Origin of the sequence: Streptomyces sp. YIM 121038 (genome assembly GCF_006088715.1) — a bacterium.
Taxonomy (GTDB): domain Bacteria; phylum Actinomycetota; class Actinomycetes; order Streptomycetales; family Streptomycetaceae; genus Streptomyces.
Genome location: NZ_CP030771.1, coordinates 8672226 through 8688275, shown reverse-complemented (window position 1 = coordinate 8688275; position 16050 = coordinate 8672226). Strand labels below are relative to the sequence as shown.

The 16050-nt window shown below is 74.0% G+C and carries 14 protein-coding genes and 1 pseudogene; 6 read left to right on the top strand and 9 right to left on the bottom strand.

The genetic code is table 11. The features are described 5' to 3' along the window. Positions 1 to 278 precede the first annotated feature (278 nt). Both C9F11_RS36265 and C9F11_RS36260 read right to left on the bottom strand, forming a co-directional pair. Positions 279 to 1580: a hypothetical protein gene (locus tag C9F11_RS36265; RefSeq protein ID WP_138963717.1), complete on the bottom strand. Its 1302-nt coding sequence runs from the start codon at positions 1578 to 1580 to the stop codon at positions 279 to 281. Between the two features lie 191 nt (positions 1581 to 1771). Then, positions 1772 to 2389 carry a TOPRIM nucleotidyl transferase/hydrolase domain-containing protein gene (locus C9F11_RS36260; RefSeq protein ID WP_138963715.1) on the bottom strand — a complete coding sequence of 206 codons (618 nt, stop codon included), beginning with the start codon at positions 2387 to 2389 and terminating at the stop codon, positions 1772 to 1774. A gap of 294 nt (positions 2390 to 2683) precedes the next feature. On the opposite strand from C9F11_RS36260, the gene C9F11_RS36255 reads away from it, so the two are divergent. Further along, the gene (locus C9F11_RS36255) at positions 2684 to 4186 is read left to right on the top strand and encodes a carotenoid oxygenase family protein (RefSeq protein ID WP_138963713.1); all 1503 of its coding nucleotides are present in this window, start codon (positions 2684 to 2686) and stop codon (positions 4184 to 4186) included. Positions 4187 to 4253: 67 nt separating this feature from the next. On the opposite strand, the gene C9F11_RS36250 is transcribed toward C9F11_RS36255, so the two are convergent. The 5 genes from C9F11_RS36250 to C9F11_RS36230 form a co-directional block, all read right to left on the bottom strand. Further along, positions 4254 to 4784, bottom strand: coding sequence for a hypothetical protein (locus C9F11_RS36250; RefSeq protein ID WP_138963711.1), 531 nt, complete (start codon positions 4782 to 4784; stop codon positions 4254 to 4256). 260 nt (positions 4785 to 5044) lie between these two features. Next, a complete protein-coding gene (locus tag C9F11_RS36245; protein ID WP_138963709.1) occupies positions 5045 to 6178 on the bottom strand; it encodes a ferritin-like domain-containing protein in 1134 nt (377 codons plus the stop codon). 32 nt (positions 6179 to 6210) lie between these two features. Further along, positions 6211 to 7269, bottom strand: a complete 1059-nt coding sequence (locus C9F11_RS36240; protein WP_138963707.1) for a hypothetical protein — start codon at positions 7267 to 7269, stop codon at positions 6211 to 6213. After that, on the bottom strand, positions 7266 to 9509 hold the full coding sequence (locus C9F11_RS36235) for a hypothetical protein (protein ID WP_138963705.1): 2244 nt from the start codon (positions 9507 to 9509) through the stop codon (positions 7266 to 7268). Before C9F11_RS36235 ends, C9F11_RS36240 begins: the two co-directional genes overlap by 4 nt. Before the next feature lie 64 nt (positions 9510 to 9573). Continuing rightward, entirely contained in the window at positions 9574 to 9807 is a 234-nt protein-coding gene (locus tag C9F11_RS36230) for a hypothetical protein (RefSeq protein ID WP_138963703.1), read from the bottom strand. Between the two features lie 587 nt (positions 9808 to 10394). Between C9F11_RS36230 and C9F11_RS36225 the strand changes: the two genes are divergently transcribed. The 4 genes and pseudogenes from C9F11_RS36225 to C9F11_RS36210 all read left to right on the top strand — a co-directional run bounded on the left by C9F11_RS36225 (position 10395) and on the right by C9F11_RS36210 (position 13482). After that, entirely contained in the window at positions 10395 to 11462 is a 1068-nt protein-coding gene (locus C9F11_RS36225) for a polyprenyl synthetase family protein (protein ID WP_138963701.1), read from the top strand. Positions 11463 to 11586: 124 nt separating this feature from the next. Further along, positions 11587 to 12180 (top strand): annotated as a pseudogene (locus C9F11_RS36220) (ABC transporter ATP-binding protein); the annotation flags it as partial. Positions 12181 to 12277: 97 nt separating this feature from the next. Then, the gene (locus C9F11_RS36215; RefSeq protein WP_249402028.1) at positions 12278 to 13033 is read left to right on the top strand and encodes an ABC transporter permease; all 756 of its coding nucleotides are present in this window, start codon (positions 12278 to 12280) and stop codon (positions 13031 to 13033) included. Beyond that, complete coding sequence (locus tag C9F11_RS36210) at positions 13030 to 13482, top strand: SRPBCC family protein (RefSeq protein WP_138963695.1); 453 nt, start codon at positions 13030 to 13032, stop codon at positions 13480 to 13482. Before C9F11_RS36215 ends, C9F11_RS36210 begins: the two co-directional genes overlap by 4 nt. Here the strand turns inward: C9F11_RS36210 and C9F11_RS36205 are convergent. Further along, the gene (locus C9F11_RS36205; protein ID WP_249402027.1) at positions 13479 to 14012 is read right to left on the bottom strand and encodes a hypothetical protein; all 534 of its coding nucleotides are present in this window, start codon (positions 14010 to 14012) and stop codon (positions 13479 to 13481) included. The genes C9F11_RS36210 and C9F11_RS36205 overlap by 4 nt on opposite strands. Before the next feature lie 5 nt (positions 14013 to 14017). Next, a complete protein-coding gene (locus C9F11_RS36200; RefSeq protein ID WP_138963693.1) occupies positions 14018 to 14785 on the bottom strand; it encodes a sulfite exporter TauE/SafE family protein in 768 nt (255 codons plus the stop codon). A gap of 84 nt (positions 14786 to 14869) precedes the next feature. Here C9F11_RS36200 and C9F11_RS36195 point away from each other — a divergent pair, with 84 nt between their 5' ends. Beyond that, positions 14870 to 15805 carry a LysR family transcriptional regulator gene (locus C9F11_RS36195; protein WP_138963691.1) on the top strand — a complete coding sequence of 312 codons (936 nt, stop codon included), beginning with the start codon at positions 14870 to 14872 and terminating at the stop codon, positions 15803 to 15805. Positions 15806 to 16050: the final 245 nt, after the last annotated feature.

Here is a 16050-nt window from a genome sequence, read left to right as displayed (position 1 = left end):
AATTGATCGCCATTAGCCAAATGATCGCATTCCATCGGGGCGAGCGGGCCGCCCGCTTGTTGGTCAGGTGTGATCGGGTGCGATCGAAACTGAGCATATGTGTCGGCGGGCGACTGTCGCAGGGGTCCGGCAGCGGGCGGGGCCCGGGCCCCGCGCGAGGCCGAGCCCCCGCGTGAGGCCGAGCCCCCGCGTGGGGCCCGGCCCCGCCCCGCCCGGTTCGCTCGTGGGCGGGCCGGGGGCGCCGGGCGCGCGGACGCGAAGGTGCCGTCGGCGCGGCTCTACTTGCCGGGGTCCCCGTCGGGGGCCGGGTCCGTGACCCGCTCCCCGGCCGGCTTCGTGCCCGGCCCCTCGTGCTGGCCCTCGGGCCGGTCCTCGGGCCCGTCTTTGTCCCGGTCCTTGTCGGGGTCCTTGTCCCGGTTCTTGCCCCGGTCCTTGTCGGGGTCCCTGCGGAAGCGGCCGAACGCCCGCGTGAGGGCGCTCAGCGGCGAGCCCTCCGCCTTGGCGGGGCCCGATCCGGACAGCAGGGGCGCGCCGCCGCCGGACGCGTCGGCCAGCGCGGCCCGAGCCGCCTCGGCCGCCTCCCGGTACAGGTCGCGCGACTTCGTCATGGCGTCGAGCGCCTCGGCGTACTTGGTGACCATGTGCTGGGCGTGGGCCAGCTCCTCGTCCGGGGTGAGCAGGTGCCAGCCCTGGCGCAGCCGGGTCAGGGCCCGCTCGGCCTCGTCCGGCAGCGGCCGCGGCAGCGCGGCGAACTCCGCGATCCTGTCGAGGAGTTCCGTGGGCTCCGAGCCGTCGAGGAAGACGCTGCGCACGGTGAAGCGCTCCGCGTCGTAGTCCGGGCTCCGCGGCTCCACGGGCAGGATGACGGCGCCGCCGCGCGGCATGCGGACGCCCAGCTCGCGCTTCATCGCGAAGTCGGCGATCTGTGCCTGCTCCGGCGTGCCCCGGTGCTCGACCACGCGGTGCCGCAGGCCCGGCGGCAGGAACGCCGAGACGGGCTGCTGCCCCGTCGCGTCGGGCGTCATCGCCTCGTGCACGACGACGTGGATGAACCAGCTCTGCCGGATGCTCTCCCGCAGCCTGCGGCGGAGCTCGTCGTCGTCCTTCGGCAGGTGGTTGGTCGTCCGCAGGCGCAGCTCCCCCACCGTGTCGTGGTCCCAGGCGACGCGGTCGCTGTCGGGCCAGAACATGGTGGCGGGCGAGGGCCAGTGCGCGTCCCACACCCGGTCCGCCTCGGCGGCGAGGACCCACACGACGCCCTCGCCGTCCTTGCGGCGGCCTTCGGGGTCGTACGTGGTCAGCTGCGCGCGCACCGTGACGTCGTCGGCCACGCGCCAGCGGGCCTCGAAGAGGCGGCGGGCCGAGGGGCCGGGGTCGGCGGCCTCGTCCCGCGGGTGCAGGACGCTGGAGCGGGTGGCGTCGGCGGGGTCGAGGTCCAGGAAGTCGTCGAGCACCCCGGCCGCCTTGAGGGCGATCAGGTTGCGCCGGACGTCCTGCTCGGGTTCGGGCCCGAGGTGGCGCCCGCGCCCCAGCCACGCGGTGTCGGGGGCGGTGGTCGCGGAGGTGCTGTTCTCGGCCATGGACTCGTTCTGTGGGTGATCAGGGCATGACCAGTATGGTCGGTGATTCTGTCGAAGGAAGCGCTACCCCGTCCACAACTTCGACACTCCTGCCGCACGGCGGGCCGGTTTCCGGCCACCTCCGGTATGCCGGGCGTTCCCGGTGTGTCCGCCTCCGGCCGGTCAGAGGCCGGTGAGCGGCGCGTCGACGGTCAGAGGCTGGTGAGCAGCGCGTCGAGCGGGGCGGGCACGCGGTCGGGCGCGAGTCCCTCGACGAGGACCCGGCCGTAGCGGATCTTGCGGCCCTTCTTCGTGCCGAGGAAGCGCCGCAGCTGCTGGTGCGCGGTGCGGTCCCGCTGCGCGGGCTGGCGCAGGAAGGTCTCCAGGGCGCGCAGGTCGCCCTCCGCCCGGACCAGCTCCTCGACGCGCGGCACGCCCAGGGCGCGGATCAGCTCGTCCTCCAGGTCCGCCGCGCAGACGAAGAAGTCCCGCGGTGCCGCGCTGGCCCGCTCCCAGCCGCGGGCGTAGTAGCGCCGCTCCGCCTCGTCGCACAGCCCGGTGAGCCGGAGGCCGAGTCCGCGGGGGCCGAGGAGCTGGGCGAAGCGCCCCACGCTCATCGCGCCGCCGATGGCCAGGACGCAGACGCCCTCGGCCGCCAGGTCGCGGCCGCGGCTCGCGGCGAGCGCGTCGACCGCGGCGACGTCGCTCGGCCCTTCGAGCAGGACGACCGACCGTACCGGCAGGCGCTCGGCCAGCTCGCGCGCGAGGTCGCCGGGCCCTCCCGCCGCCCACGCGATGACCGCTTCACGGAACGCCCCCATGTCAGACATGAGGCGAGTCTCCGCTGTTTCCGGCCAGCGGGGTAGCGAATTTCCGCCGCCGCACCGCTCAACGCCGATCCGCGTCGCACCGCGCCGCACGGCCCGGCACCGCCCACGCCGCGCAGTGGTGTGGGGAACGGGACGCGCTCCCGCACCGGGGCGGCCTCCGCGGTCCCGCCCCCGGACGAGGTGGTCTCAACACCACCCCCGTCCCGGGCCCTGGGCCGACTGACCCGGCGCCTCCATCGGCGGAGGCTTGTCCCTGTCACAGGTGAGCGGTTCGACGAGCGACAGGGAGACATGATGGCCAGTCACACACGGCGGAGGGTCCTTCAGGGGGCGGCACTCGCGGCGGCGGGCAGCGTGGTCGGCGGCTATGGGGGCGGCCACTACGCGGCGGCGGCACAGGCGACGACGGGCCACGCGGCCGAGGGCGGGCATCTCCCCTTCCTGGAGGGCGCCTTGGCGCCGGTCACGGAGGAGCTGACGGCGTTCGACCTGGAGGTGACCGGCCGCTTGCCGCGCGACCTGGACGGCCGCTATCTGCGCACCGGCCCGAACGCGCTCGGCCTGGAGGACCCGCGGGCGCACCACTGGATGCTGGGCGACGGCATGGTGCACGGGGTGCGGCTGCGCGACGGGCGCGCCGAGTGGTACCGCAACCGCTGGGTGCGCTCCTCGGGGGTCGCGAAGAAGCTGGGCGAGCCGTACCCGGGCCCGGTGCCGCCGGACGACTTCGCGTGCAACACCCACGTGATCCCGTACAAGGGGCGGATCCTGGCGCTCCAGGAGGGCGGGCCGCTGCCGTACGAGCTGGACGGGGAGCTCGGCACGGCGGGTCCGTACGACTTCCGCCACACCCTGAAGGGCTCGTTCACCGCGCACACGAAGTACGACGCGGCCGCCGACGAGCTGCACGCGGTCACCTACTACCCGACCTGGGACCACGTGCGGCACCTGGTGATCGACAGCACCGGGCGGGTGGCGCGGACCACCAGGATCCCGGTGGCGGACGCGCCGATGATGCACGACTTCGCCCTCACCCGGAACTACGTGGTGCTCATGGACGTGCCGATCACGTTCGACCCGGCGGCCGCCGAGGCGGGGGCGCTGGTGCCGTACGTCTGGAACGAGCGCCACCCTCCGCGCGTGGGCGTCATGCCGCGCGCGGGAGGCGCCACGCGCTGGTTCGAGGTCGACCCGGTCTACTACTCGCACACCCTCAACGCCTACGACCAGGGCGACGAGGTGGTGGTGGACTTCACCTCCATGCCCGCCCCCTTCCACGCGGCGGGGCGGGGCAGCGGCGGCCCCGGCGCGACCGGGACGCCGACGCTCGACCGCTGGCGGATCGACCTGCGCGGCGGCCGGGTCCACGGCACCCGCGTCGACGACCTGCCGCAGGAGTTCCCCCGCGTCAACGAGTCCCTGGTCTCGCGCAGGCACCGCTTCGGATACACGGTGAGCGCGGCGGAGATGTGGCGCGCGTACCTGACGGTCGACGGTGTGCCCCCGGCGGGGAAGTTGACCGACCACCTGGTCAAGCACGACATGCTGCGCGGCACGAAGCAGACGCACCGCCTCCCGAAGGGCGCGGCGGCGAGCGAGCCGGTGTTCGTGCCGCGCCGGGGCGCGCGGGACGAGGACGACGGCTACGTCCTCACCTATGTGAACGACCCCGACCGGGGCGCGACCGACCTGGTGGTCCTCGCGGCCCAGGACTTCACCGGCCGCCCCCTGGCCCGTGTCCGGCTGCCCGGCCGGGTGCCGCTCGGCTTCCACGGCAGCTGGGTGGCGGACCGGTAGCCGGGGCCCGCTCGCGGGGAAGAGGCGCCTGACCGGGTCGTGCCCCGTCAGGCGCCTTCGCTCGGGATCAGGCGCCGGGCGGGGTGGCGCACTGCACGCGGGTGGTGGGCGTGGTGAAGATGCCGTCCTTCTTGCCCCGGCCTTCGTCGTACTCGTAGTAGACGTACGAGTCGAAGGCGATGTTGCCGTTGCAGCCCGAGTCCGCGGCGATCTGGACCGGCAGCGTGACGGTGCGGGCCTGGCCGGGCGGCACGGGGACGGAGTAGCTGAAGCCCAGCTGGTTGGTGCCGGTGGCGCTGCAGGTGACGCCGGTGCCGGCGCAGGCGCCGAAGGCGTACTTCAGGTCGGGGCGCTGGGTGGTGGCCCAGGTGGGCTGCATCGTCTGGTAGACGAACCAGATGTCGGTCGTCTGGTTGTTCGTGAAGGTCATCGTGAGGTTGACCGTCGACCCCGGGGTGACCGTGGCCTGGTCGGCGCTGAACGTGACGTCGGCGGCGGCCGCGCCACTGGCCCGGGCGGTCTGCCCGAGGCCCAGCAGCGCGAGACAGAAGGCGAGGAACGCGGCGAGGCCGAAACGCCGCAGGTGTGTGATTCGCATGGGGGTGGAGAGTACGAGCGTGCCCACGGGCCGTCTGCCCTCCCTCAGAGGTGAAGGAGGGCCCCTGTCTCATCCACGTGTTCTCCCCGCTCCCTTCAAGTAGCGTGCTTCCCACCCTTGTGTCCCGCGTCTGTCGACGCCGGGCACGGGACACCGGGTCCGGGCACACCCCCGGTGTCCGGTAGTCGCCGCGCGGCACGGCGGGGTGAATGGCGGGAACCGCGCGGGGGCGGATCCGGTCGGCCGCCGGTGCGGCGTCGTCACTCCTCCAGTGCGGGGAGCCGGACGGGCCGGTCGGTGTAGGGCCTGCACTCGAAGGTGGGCGCGGCGTAGTACCCCGCGTACTCGCCCTCGGCGATCCGGCACGCGAGGACCGCGTCGGCGAGGACCTCCAGCTGGTGCATCTGCCCGACGGCGCTGTCGACCTGCTGCGGATGACCGGTGAGGCCGGTCTCCAGGTTCGCCACGAGCCGCTCGTAGAAGCGGTTGAAGTCGTCCGCCGCCCGCCACTCCGGGGAGCCCTTGCGGTACTTGCACATCTGCGGATCGGGCAGGACGTGCACGATGTCGGTGTCCACGGGCAGGGTGATGCGCGGGCCCGTGGGGTGGCAGGGCTTGTCCTGCGGCAGGTAGTGGCGGCCCTGCGCCAGCTCGTCGAACTTGTAGTAGTGGGACAGCTCGCCGTTGTCGTCCCACATGCGGTGCGGGTCGCCCTCGCCCTCGTGGATGACGTCGGTCAGCAGGGCGACGGCTTCCTGAGAGGTGCGTACGCCGATGTTGTCCTGGCCTCCGAAGTGCGTGTACTGCCGCGGGATGGTCTCCGGGTGGACGACGTCCTCCTCCTTCCCCTGCTCCACCAGGTAGGTGATGCCGTCGATGAGGGCGTTGTAGAAGTCCCCGATGGACTCGAAGCGCAGCGGGACGGGGCTCGGCAGGGCCTTGATCAGGTCGAGTCCGCCGCCGGTGCGCAGCCGCGGCGACTCCAGGTCGATCGCGCCGCGGATCCGCTCCCGGGTGTCCGTCGGCAGGGGGTCGGGCTGTTCGATGAAGAGGCCGAGCTGCCAGAGGTCGCCGCCGCAGGGGAACAGCCGCACCAGACCCGCCCGGGTGAAGTCCGGGATCTGGCAGGGGTACACGGGTGCCGCCTTCGTGATCTCCGGCCGGCCGCCCACGGCGGTGAGCACGTTCGCGGCGATGGCCATGTGCCGCATCTCGGAGATCACGATGCTCTGGACGATCCGGGTGACGTCGGGGAACCTCGACCGCCGGTCCTTGATGGAGAGCAACCCGTAGAGGTAGGCGGGAATGGTGGTGAACTCCAGGGCCAGGGCGTCCTGGAGCTCCGCGCGCAGCGCCTCGATGGTGTGGATCGGCGGCGGATCGGTCTGGGCCATGTCGGGGTCTCCCTCCCGGCGAGGTGCGGCGGCTAGCTGCTGAGCACGTCGCCGACCCCGGCGAGCAGGCCGGGGGTCGGCAGCAGCGCGGCGAAGACGACGTTCTGGGCGATGACCTCGTCGGGGTGGAAGAGCTCCGAGGAGGTGTTGCGCCCCACCTTCTCCAGGTACTGGTCCCACAGGGTCCTGTTGTCGTCGGGCCGGTCCGGCATGAGGTACGTCAGGGGGCGCCCGTCGTCCCCAGTGACGGGCGCCCACCGCCCCCCTCCTTGGTCCTCGACCGCCAGGAAGTACCACCGCAGATAGCCGAAGAAGCTGCCGCCCGCGTACGGTCCGTCGGCCATCAGGACCGGCACCAGGTCGCGCGGGACCAGGTCCTGGGCCGGACCGTCGTAGGGCCCCTTGGGCACGTTCAGCCGGATCCGGACGTCGAGGAGCGGGGTGTCCGGGTTGGTGATCTTCAGTTCCGGCATGGTGGTGGGCGAGGCCGCCTCCGGCCAGGGCACGGACGGCAGTTGGACCGGCGCGGCCATGAGGGTGTATCCGACGAGGTCGTACAGCCGTGCGCGCAGCTCCCGGTTGTTCTTGCTCACCAGGTGGAAGAACTCGTGCACGAGGAGGTCCCGCAGGCTCTTGGTGTTCTGCGCGGCGAACAGCGGGTCGCTGTCGGGGGACGGCAGGTGCAGCGTCTCCACCTTGCCCGCGGGGACCACGATGGTGTCCTCGCCGCGGGTGTAGGCCGCGCGCCCCTCCTCCTGGCCGGAGGTCTTCACCAACAGGACGGTCGGGGGCAGTTGGAAGGACCAGGGCTCGAAGAGCCCGTCGATCTCCTCGACGATGCGGGTGAGGGCGGCCAGCTCGTCGTCCGTCCAGCCGAGGGCCTGGTTGCCCACGTAGTCGAGGTAGCCCTCGACCGTCACGTCGAGCACGTCGGCGCGCAGACACAGCCGCGCCTGGCGGTCGAAGGGGCTCAGCTGGCGCACGAAGGCGTCCCGCCGCCGCAGCAGCGTGCGGCCGCGCTCCACCGAGGCGGCGACGACCTCCGACGCCGCGACCTCGCCCACCCTGGTGCCCGCGCTCGTTGCCGTCATCGCCACTCCCCCAGCCTCTCCGCCGGCCAGCCCTTGCCGACCAGACCCTGATACGTCTTCAGGACGCGCCGCTGCCCCTCGGAGAGCTCGCGCGTCACGGGCATGTAGAGGGTGGAGTGCAACAGCTCCCGCTCGGCGAGGGCCACGATCTGGTCGATGTTGCGGTCCACGGACTCCTTGTCGCCCAGGTCGAGGTGGGCGTAGTGCTTCATCACCGGGTACACCACGTCGTGTACGTACAGGACCTTCCGGTAGAGGAAGTCCCAGGCGTCCTGCGGTGAGAACCCCGCGTTCCAGCAGTCGGCGAACTGCCGGGGCAGGTCGTCGTGGAAGGGCAGCACGCGCACACAGGCGTACGAGGCCCACGAGATGCCGTAGGGCACCCCCGAGCCGTCGTCCGTGCCGGGCGCGGGGCCGATGGCGGCGGGCGGCGTCCCGGGGCCGTAGCGCTCGACGGGGAAGAACGCGACGGTGGCGCAGCCGGAGCGCACGGGCCGGAAGGAGACGGTGGCCTCGCCGGTCCCCGCCGACACCGTGACGGTCTCCGTCGTGAGGTCGAGCACCTGCGGGTACGCGCCGCCGTCCGGCTTGCGCCAGGCACCGCCCTCCGCGCAGGGCTGCGGCGGGTCGGGGACGTACTGCTGGACCACGAGTTCCACGTCCCGCCGGGGTATGGCACCGCGCTCCCGTATCTGCACGGTGATCGTTCCGGGCTCGCCCTGGTCCAGGTAGACGCTGCGCTGGTCGGTCTCGGCGGTGACGGTGCTCTCCGTGAGCAGCGCCACCGGGTCGCCGTCCGGGACGTAGTGGAGTTCCAGGGTGCCCGTGTCGAGGAGCGGCACGGCCTCCGCGGCCGCCTCGACGTCGACGATGCCCGCGGTCGTCTCGTACGCCGCGGTGCGGTAGGCGTCGAAGGGGAGGTCACCGACGGCGTGCACGACGCCGTTTTTGTCGCGCACGACGAGCCGCAGATCGCCGAGGTCCGCCTTCTCCCCCCGGGAGTCGATCTCCGGAAGGGTGTTGCCGAGGTCGAGGCTCACGTACACCGCGTCGTGCGTGTGCCGGGTCTCCGCCACCGCCGGGGCGCACCACCCTTGGAGGGCCGTCGCTCGGGGAGTCGTCCCGCGCTTCCCCTGCCGGCCCTCGTACGCGCACTGGAACATCCGTGACGGCAGCAGGCACCGGCCGCCGGGCGCGCTGGTCGGCTTCTCGCCGTCGTGCCAGAGGCCGACGGTCCCCAGCACCGTGGACACGCACGGGTTCTGGGACGGCGTCCGCCCTTCCTTGAGCTCGCGGTCCCACAGCTCGGTGAGCCGCCGGTACTGGGCCGTCGTCCGTTCCCGGGGGTCGCTGATGCCGTCGCAGTGCTCGAACTCGGCGGCCGTGAAGTACAGCGTCCGGTACGCGGTGAGGCGCACCATGAGGCCCTGGACGCCGCGCTGGGTGAGGGCCGCCCGGAGCGCGTCGAGGAGGGCCGAGGTGCCGGACGCGATCCGCAGCGTCTTCGGGTCGCCCGGGATGCAGGCCTGGAGCACCGCGCCGCCCACGCCCGCGATCTGGAGCTGCCCGTCGGCGTTGAGGTTGCGGGCCAGGCTCAGCCACCGGGAGTTCATCGACGAGCCCGGTGCGACGTCCCCGCTGAGGTGGCACTGCGGTGCGATGCGCGAGCCGATCTGGAAGCGCTTGAGGTAGAAGGAGCTGCCCCACCAGGCGTCCGGGTTGTTGTCGACCATGCGGCCAGGGGTGTTGAAGGTGCTGTGCGGGAAGGTGTCCCCGACGATGTCGATGATCCCGCCGCTGTCCGGTTCCCCGGGGTGGTGGACCAGCGGGTCGGAGGTGATCACGGGGCCGCCCGGCTCCAGCTGGCCGCCGGTGAACCGGGTGTCCGTGGGCGCGCCGGGCCCGGGGTCGTCGGGCCGGGCGGTGTCGTGCAGACACCACTCCATGCCGCCGAAGTAGCCCCACTCGCCGGGGTTCTGCCACCAGCCCGGCAGCGGCTTCCCCTGGTCGTCCACCGGCTGGTACCACCGCAGGGCGCGGGCCCAGGCGGGGAACGCCTCGCGGACGTTGTCCGGCGTGATCCCGATGGGCGGCTCCTGCGCCGGGTCGTTCAGGAACGCCCAGTTCAGCTCGGCGCGGGTGAAGTCGTAGAGCGGCCACTGGTCGTTGTTGTTCCCGGTGGCCGGGTTCCACGACGCCCTCCCCTTGAAGAAGAGGCGCGGCACGGACAGCACACTCACGGTTCCTCCCGAGGGGACGCGCAGGCGATGTACGGGGGTGTGGTGCTGGGCTGCGGGTTCCGCGTCAGTACGGGCGGGGCTTGGCCCGCACGTCGAACGTGCCGAGTTCGAGCCCGCCCGCGAGCAGGACGAGTTCGCTCACCTCGCCGCCGTACAGCTCCAACTGGGCGCGCAGGGCTTCCCGTTGCTCGCCGGTGAGCTCGATGAGGATCCGCTTCCGCTCCGGCTCGCCGTCCGGCGCGAGCCGGGCGGGGACCGCGCCGGGCTCGCCCGCGAGGGACCTCAGATCTCCGACCATGGCCTCGTCCGCCGTCCTTCCGACGCCGCTGCGCCTGCCGATGGCAAGCGCCGGGCGCACAGTCTCGGGGCCCGCGGGGACCGCGGAAACCCCCGCGCGGCGCGAACGAGCCGACAGGATGTTGGGAAAAACCAGACGCTCCGGAGCCGCACGGGACGGGAGCATTCGAGCGATTCCGGCTGTCGCGGCGCACACTTCGGGCCACCCGCTCCCGCCGGACGCGCACCCGTCCGGCCGTGTGCCCAGCGGTGCCCGCGCGCCCGGCGCGTGTGCCGTGCCGCGAAGCGCGTCCCGCAGGCCGCGAGCCCCCGGCCGAGACCCACCGCGGAGCCGGGCCCCAGTTCGAATCCGATTCCGCCGTCGCGACAGTGGGGAGCGGCCCGCCCTTTGGCGCGCGGAGCGCTCCGCCCGGCCCGTGCGTCTACGCTCCGCCTACGTCAACCGTCGCCCCGCGCGCCCGCCGTCGGGCCCGCACCCGCCGGGCCGTCACTCCGTAGCGCGAACGGTCACAACCGGTGCTCGCCGTCGTCGTTAGGCGACCGGAGGGGCCGGGAACCGGCGCAGGGACGACGGGCGGGCGAGGATCCATGACAGACACGTCGCTGTACGACACCGGCCCGCCGCCCGTGGCCGCGCCCGGGGCGGACGGCGAGGAGCTCCTGCGGCGCGGGTCGGCGCTCGTCGATCCCCCGCTGCGGGCGGCCGTGGCCGGGCTGCACCCGGCCACGGCCGCCGTCTGCCGCTACCACCTGGGGTGGGACACCGACCGGGCCCCGACGCCGGTGCGGCACGTGGCCAAGCGCGTGCGCGCGGCCCTCGCGCTGCTCTCGGTGCGCTCCGTCGGGGCCCCGGAGCGCTTCGCCGCCGTCGCCGGTACGGCCGTGGAACTCGTGCACCAGCTCTCCCTGTTGCACGACGACGTCATGGACGGCGACGCCGAGCGGCGCGGCAGGCCCGCCGCGTGGGCCCGGTTCGGCACCGGCGCCGCGGTGCTCGCCGGTGACGCGCTCGTGGTCCAGGCCGTCGCCACCGTCTTCCGGGCCGAGGCACCGGGCGCCCGGGCCGCCATGGAGGACCTCATCGTCGCGGTGGAGCAGATGGTGGAGGGCCAGGCGGAGGACCTCGCCCTGGAGGGGCGCGCGCTGCGCGAGGTGTCGACGAGCCGGTACGCGCGCATGGCGCGCGGCAAGACCGGGGCGCTGTTCGGCTGCGCGGCGGCCCTCGGCGCCGTGCTCGCGGACGCGCCGCCGCCGGTGGTGCGCGCGCTGCGCGCGGCGGGCGGCGACCTCGGCGTGGCGTTCCAGATCCTGGACGACGTGCTGGGCCTGTGGGGCGACGGCGCGCTCACCGGAAAGCCCGTCGGCGCGGATCTGGTGCGCGGCAAGAAGACGCTGCCGCTGGTGCTCGCCGCGACGGTGGACTCGCCCGAGGGCCGCCGGGTGGCGGAGCTGCTCGACCTCGTGCCGCTGCCGCAGGACCGCGTCCCCGAGGTCATGCGCCTCCTGGAGGCCGTGGGCGGCCGGGAGCGCGCGGAGGAGGCGGCGGCCCGTCATGTGGCGGCGGCCCTCGCCGCGCTCGACGCGGCGCGGCTGCCCGGAGAGGTGCGGCAGGAGTGGCGGTCCCTCGTCGCCTGTCTGTCCCGCCGCAGACGCTGAGGCCGACCGCACCGCACCGCGGCTGACGCTGAGTCCGACCACGCCGCACCGCCGCAGGCGCTGGGGTCGGCCGCACCGCACCGCCGCAGCCCCGGCCCGCCCACCCCCGCAGGAGGAGATCGCCGTGCCGACCGCCCCGTACGCCCTGCGCGTACGCGACGTCCACAAGGCCTATCGCTCGCGCCGCGTCCTGAGAGGGGTGTCGTTCAGCCTGGAACCGGGCACCCTGGCGGGCGTCGTGGGCGAGAACGGCTCGGGCAAGAGCACGCTGCTTCGCGTCCTGTGCGGGCAGGTCGCCGCCGACGCGGGGCGGGTGGAGCGCCGCGGCTCGCTGGGGTACTGCCCGCAGGAGGCGGTGCTCAACGAGGCGCTCACCGTCGACCAGCACCTGCGCTGGTTCCGCACGGCGTACCGCGTCGACGGGCCGGGGCGCGCGGAGGAACTCCTCGACGAGCTGCACTTCGCCGAGTACCGGCACACCCGCGTGGGCCTCCTCAGCGGCGGCACCCGGCAGAAGCTGAACCTGGCCCTCGCGCTCCTGCACGACCCGCGGGTGCTGCTCCTGGACGAGCCGTACCAGGGCTTCGACTGGGAGACGTATCTGCGGTTCTGGGACGTGGCGACCCGGCTGCGCGACCGGGGCCGCTGCGTCCTGGTCGTGTCGCACCTGGCCTGGGACGCCGGGCGCCTCGACGTCGTGCACCGGCTGCGCGACGGCGTGGCGACGCCGTGGAGCGCGGAGGGCCGGCCGGTGTCCCGGGGGCGGCGCGGTGAGCCGGACGGGGGAGGCCTTCCGCACGGGTGCCGCCTTCGCGTTGCTCGAACACGCCCGCAACCGGCTCGCCCTGGTGCTCGTGGTCGTGTACATCCCGCTCTGGCTGACCCTTGAGCACTGGTTCGTCACGCCCGACCGGCTGCGCTTCCTGCTGCGTGCCGCCGGGCGGAGCGTGACCGTCGACGGCAACCACCTGACGATGGTGTCGGGGGCCGTCAACACGGTGACGCTCATCGTGGGCTTCATGATGTTCATGACGACCTTCAAGGCGCTCGCCTTCGACCGCAGGCTCGCGCTCGCGGGCTACCCCCGCTCCTGTCTGCTGCTCGGCAAGGTCGTCGCGATGGCGGTCGCCTCCGCGCTCATCGCGGTGTACGCCACCGCCGTGGTCTGCTGGTACTGGGATCCGGTCCGGCCCGCCCTGCTCGCGCTCGGCCTGTTCGCGGCCGCCGTGAGCTACGGCGGCATCGGCATCCTGCTCGGCGCCTTCCTGCGCAACGAACTGGCCGGGCTCTTCGTCATCATCATGGCCAGCCTGCTCGACACCATGCTCCAGAACCCCATGAGCAACGCGGGAGCCGACAAGGACGGGCTCCAGCTCCTGCCCGGATACGGCCCCACCCAGGTCGCGGTCGCCGGGGCCTTCACGCCCGGCGTCACTCCGTACGGTCATCTGCTGCTCGGCCCCGCCTGGTTCCTCGCCATGTGGCTGCTCGGCACGGGCGCGTTCTTCGCCAGGACCCGCGACCACCTGCCCCCGCCCTCCGCGCCGCTGCCGACCGGGAGAACCGCGTGAACCGCTACGACATCCGCCTCTCGGGCACCTGGCGCGCCCCGCTCGCGCCGGACACCGTGTACGCGCTCCTCGCCGACGTGGAGTCCTACCCCACGTGGTGGCCCGCCTTCCGCTCCGTGCGGCGGACCGGCGAGCGGGCGTGCGAGGTCGTCATCAGGTCGGCGCTCCCGTACGCGCTGCGCGCCACGCTGACGGCCGTGGCGGAGGACCCGGCCGCGCGCGTCCTCGAAGCGGCGCTCGACGGGGACGTCTCGGGCGGCGTCCGCTGGACCGTGGCCCCCGACGGGCCCCATGGCTGCGTCGCCAAGCTCACCCAGCACGTCACGGTCCGCAAGGCCGCGCTGCGGCGCTGGATGCCGATGGCCCGGCCGGTCTTCCGCGTCAACCACGCGCTGGCGCTGCGCGGCGGCCGGCGGGGGCTGACGGCCGGGGCCCGCCAGGAGCGTTAGGGCAGGCCGCCGGAGACCGGTGCGGGGCCCGGGTCCGCGTCGCCGTCGGCGTGGCGCAGGACCCAGTCGTCGAGGTCGCGGGCGGCCTCGGCAGGGGCCCGCCGCACGTGGGCGCGCCACCAGCGGTCCGGGGCCTCGGGGGCGCCCGCGCGAAAGCGCGCCTCGGCGGGTGCGTACCGCTCGCTCGCGGTGTGTGCCGGTACGTCGAGCACGTCACCGACGAGCTGCCAGGCGGCGCCGCCGAGGCGTTCGTACACGACGGCCGCTTCGAGCAGCCGCCGTGCGGCCGCGAGCAGGTGGGCGGCGTCGGCCAGCGCGGCGCCCGGCGCCCGGGGCGTGCCGTCGCGGCGCAGCTCGTGGGGGCCGACCGGCACGGCGGTGCGGGCGAGTTCGCAGAGTGCGTACGCCTCGTACGCGAGGAGCAGCCGGGCGCGCGCCGCCTGCGGGTAGCGGTCCGGGTACGGCGTGGCGGCTGCGGGGGTGCCTTCGCCCTCGCCCTCGTCCCCGGCGCCTCCGGTCGTGTCGGCCACCTCGGTCAGCCCCAGCTGCGGACGAAGTACAGGACGGTCATGGTGACGGCGGTGGTGAGGATGACGCCCCGCAGCACGCGCGCGGACAGGCGGCGGGCGACGTGGGCGCCCGTGAAGCCGCCGGTCACCGCGCCGGTGAGCATGGCGGCGAGGAGCCAGGGGGTGTCCAGGGCGTCGGAGCAGACGAGGAAGAGGACGGCCGCGGTGACATAGATGGCCGCGATCTGGACGGTCCGCATGGGGTTGCTGACCGCGGTGTCGAGGCCGAGGCCCACGCTCCACAGGGCCATCATCATGATGCCTACGGCTCCGCCGAAGTATCCGCCGTACAGGGCGAGCAGGAACTGCCCGCCGAGCACGGCCGTGGAGCCGATGCCGAACGGGCGCCCCGTGGCGCCGCTGAGCACCCGCGCCAGCCGGCGGCCGAAGGCCAGGACCACGGTGGCGAAGGCGAGCAGCCACGGCACGGCCGCGTCGAAGGAGGCTGCGGGCAGGGTCAGGAGCAGCCCCGCGCCGAGGCCGCCGCCGACGGCGCTGACCGAGGTCAGCGCGGTCGTGGACGTCTCGCCCACCGGGGTGACGTCGCGCCGGTACACCCAGGCGCTGGCCATGGTGCCGGGCAGGAGGGCGACGGTCGACGAGGCGTTCGCCGTCACGGGCGGCACGCCGACCGCGACGAGCGCGGGCAGCGCCACGAACGTACCTCCGCCGCCGAGGGCGTTCAGCGTGCCGGCGGCGACGCCGGCGATGAGGGCCAACAGGATCTCGGACACCCGCCGAGCATCACGCGGTCGGGGGCGGGCCCACAATGCGTAATCGACACACTGTGCCTCAGCCTGTGCCATAGGCTCACGGGGGTGCGTTACGACTTGGACGACCTCCGGCTCTTTCTGCACATCGTGGCGGAGGGGTCGATCACGGCGGGTGCGCGGCGGATGCATCTGAGCCTGCCGTCGGCCAGCGCCCGGGTGCGCTCCCTGGAGCGGCACGCCGGGGTGGCCCTGCTGATCCGGGGGCGGCGCGGGGTGCGGCCGACACCGGCGGGCACCGCCCTCGCCCGGCACGCCCGGGACGTGCTCACGCACACGGCCCGCCTGGAGAGCGCCGTGGCCAGCTACACCCGCTCCCCCGCCGCGCCCCTGACCCTGTTGAGCGGCGGGTCGGCGATGCACGGGCTCGTGCCGCGGGCGCTGGTGTCGTTCCTGCGCGCGCACCCGGACACCGACGTGACGGTGTCCGAGAGCCGGACCCCGCGGACCGTGCGGATGCTCGCCGACGGCGAGGCCGACCTCGGGGTCGTCGTCGACGACGAGGCCCACGACAGCGGGCTCGTCCTGGAGCCCCTCGGCGACGACTCCCTCGTGGTGATCGGCCAGGCGGGCGGCATCCTCGCCGGGCGCACCGCCCTGACGTACAGCGAGGTCGCGGAGCACCCGCTCGTGGGGCTCGACGCCGATTCCTCGCTGCGCCGCTGGATCGAGCAGCACCTCGGCCCGCACGCTCCGGTGGTGCGCTACCGCACGAGCGTCGCCGATCTGAGCACCCTCGTCTCGCTCGTGGCCGCCGGGGTCGGGCTCGCCGTCGTGCCGCGCCGCGCCCTGGACCCGCACCGTCCGCTCGACGTGTGCGCGCTCCAGGACGGCTGGTCGCGGCGGCGGCTGCTGCTGGCGTGGGGCGTCGGGGGCCGGGCCGCGGCGCCCGCGGCGGTGGCCCTCGCCGAGCATCTGCGGCGCGCGGCGTCGACCGAGGCGCCGCCGCCCGGCGCACCGGGGGCGGGGCCCGGCGACGGCTGAGCGGCCGGGCGGCGAAGAGCGGGGCCCGTCGGCGGGGTTGGCCCTCGCGGGTCCGGGGCACGGTGGCCCCCGCACACAGCGGTTGGCCCAATCTGCCCGGAACCGGCCCCTCCAGGCAATACCCGAGCCCAAGTCTATGACCTTTCCCATACCGCTCGTTTGCGGCGGGGCAGGACAGGCGCAGCCATATTGACAGACCCTCAAGGACTGATCGATCATCCCGTTGACGGCTCCCCACGTGTCCG

Bases quoted from the DNA above. Each gene is read 5' to 3' on its own strand.
- C9F11_RS36265 (WP_138963717.1), bottom strand. From the start codon at position 1,580: ATGGCCGAGAACAGCACCTCCGCGACCACCGCCCCCGACACCGCGTGG.
- C9F11_RS36260 (WP_138963715.1), bottom strand. From the start codon at position 2,389: ATGTCTGACATGGGGGCGTTCCGTGAAGCGGTCATCGCGTGGGCGGCG.
- C9F11_RS36255 (WP_138963713.1), top strand. From the start codon at position 2,684: ATGGCCAGTCACACACGGCGGAGGGTCCTTCAGGGGGCGGCACTCGCG.
- C9F11_RS36250 (WP_138963711.1), bottom strand. From the start codon at position 4,784: ATGCGAATCACACACCTGCGGCGTTTCGGCCTCGCCGCGTTCCTCGCC.
- C9F11_RS36245 (WP_138963709.1), bottom strand. From the start codon at position 6,178: ATGGCCCAGACCGATCCGCCGCCGATCCACACCATCGAGGCGCTGCGC.
- C9F11_RS36240 (WP_138963707.1), bottom strand. From the start codon at position 7,269: ATGACGGCAACGAGCGCGGGCACCAGGGTGGGCGAGGTCGCGGCGTCG.
- C9F11_RS36230 (WP_138963703.1), bottom strand. From the start codon at position 9,807: ATGGTCGGAGATCTGAGGTCCCTCGCGGGCGAGCCCGGCGCGGTCCCC.
- C9F11_RS36225 (WP_138963701.1), top strand. From the start codon at position 10,395: ATGACAGACACGTCGCTGTACGACACCGGCCCGCCGCCCGTGGCCGCG.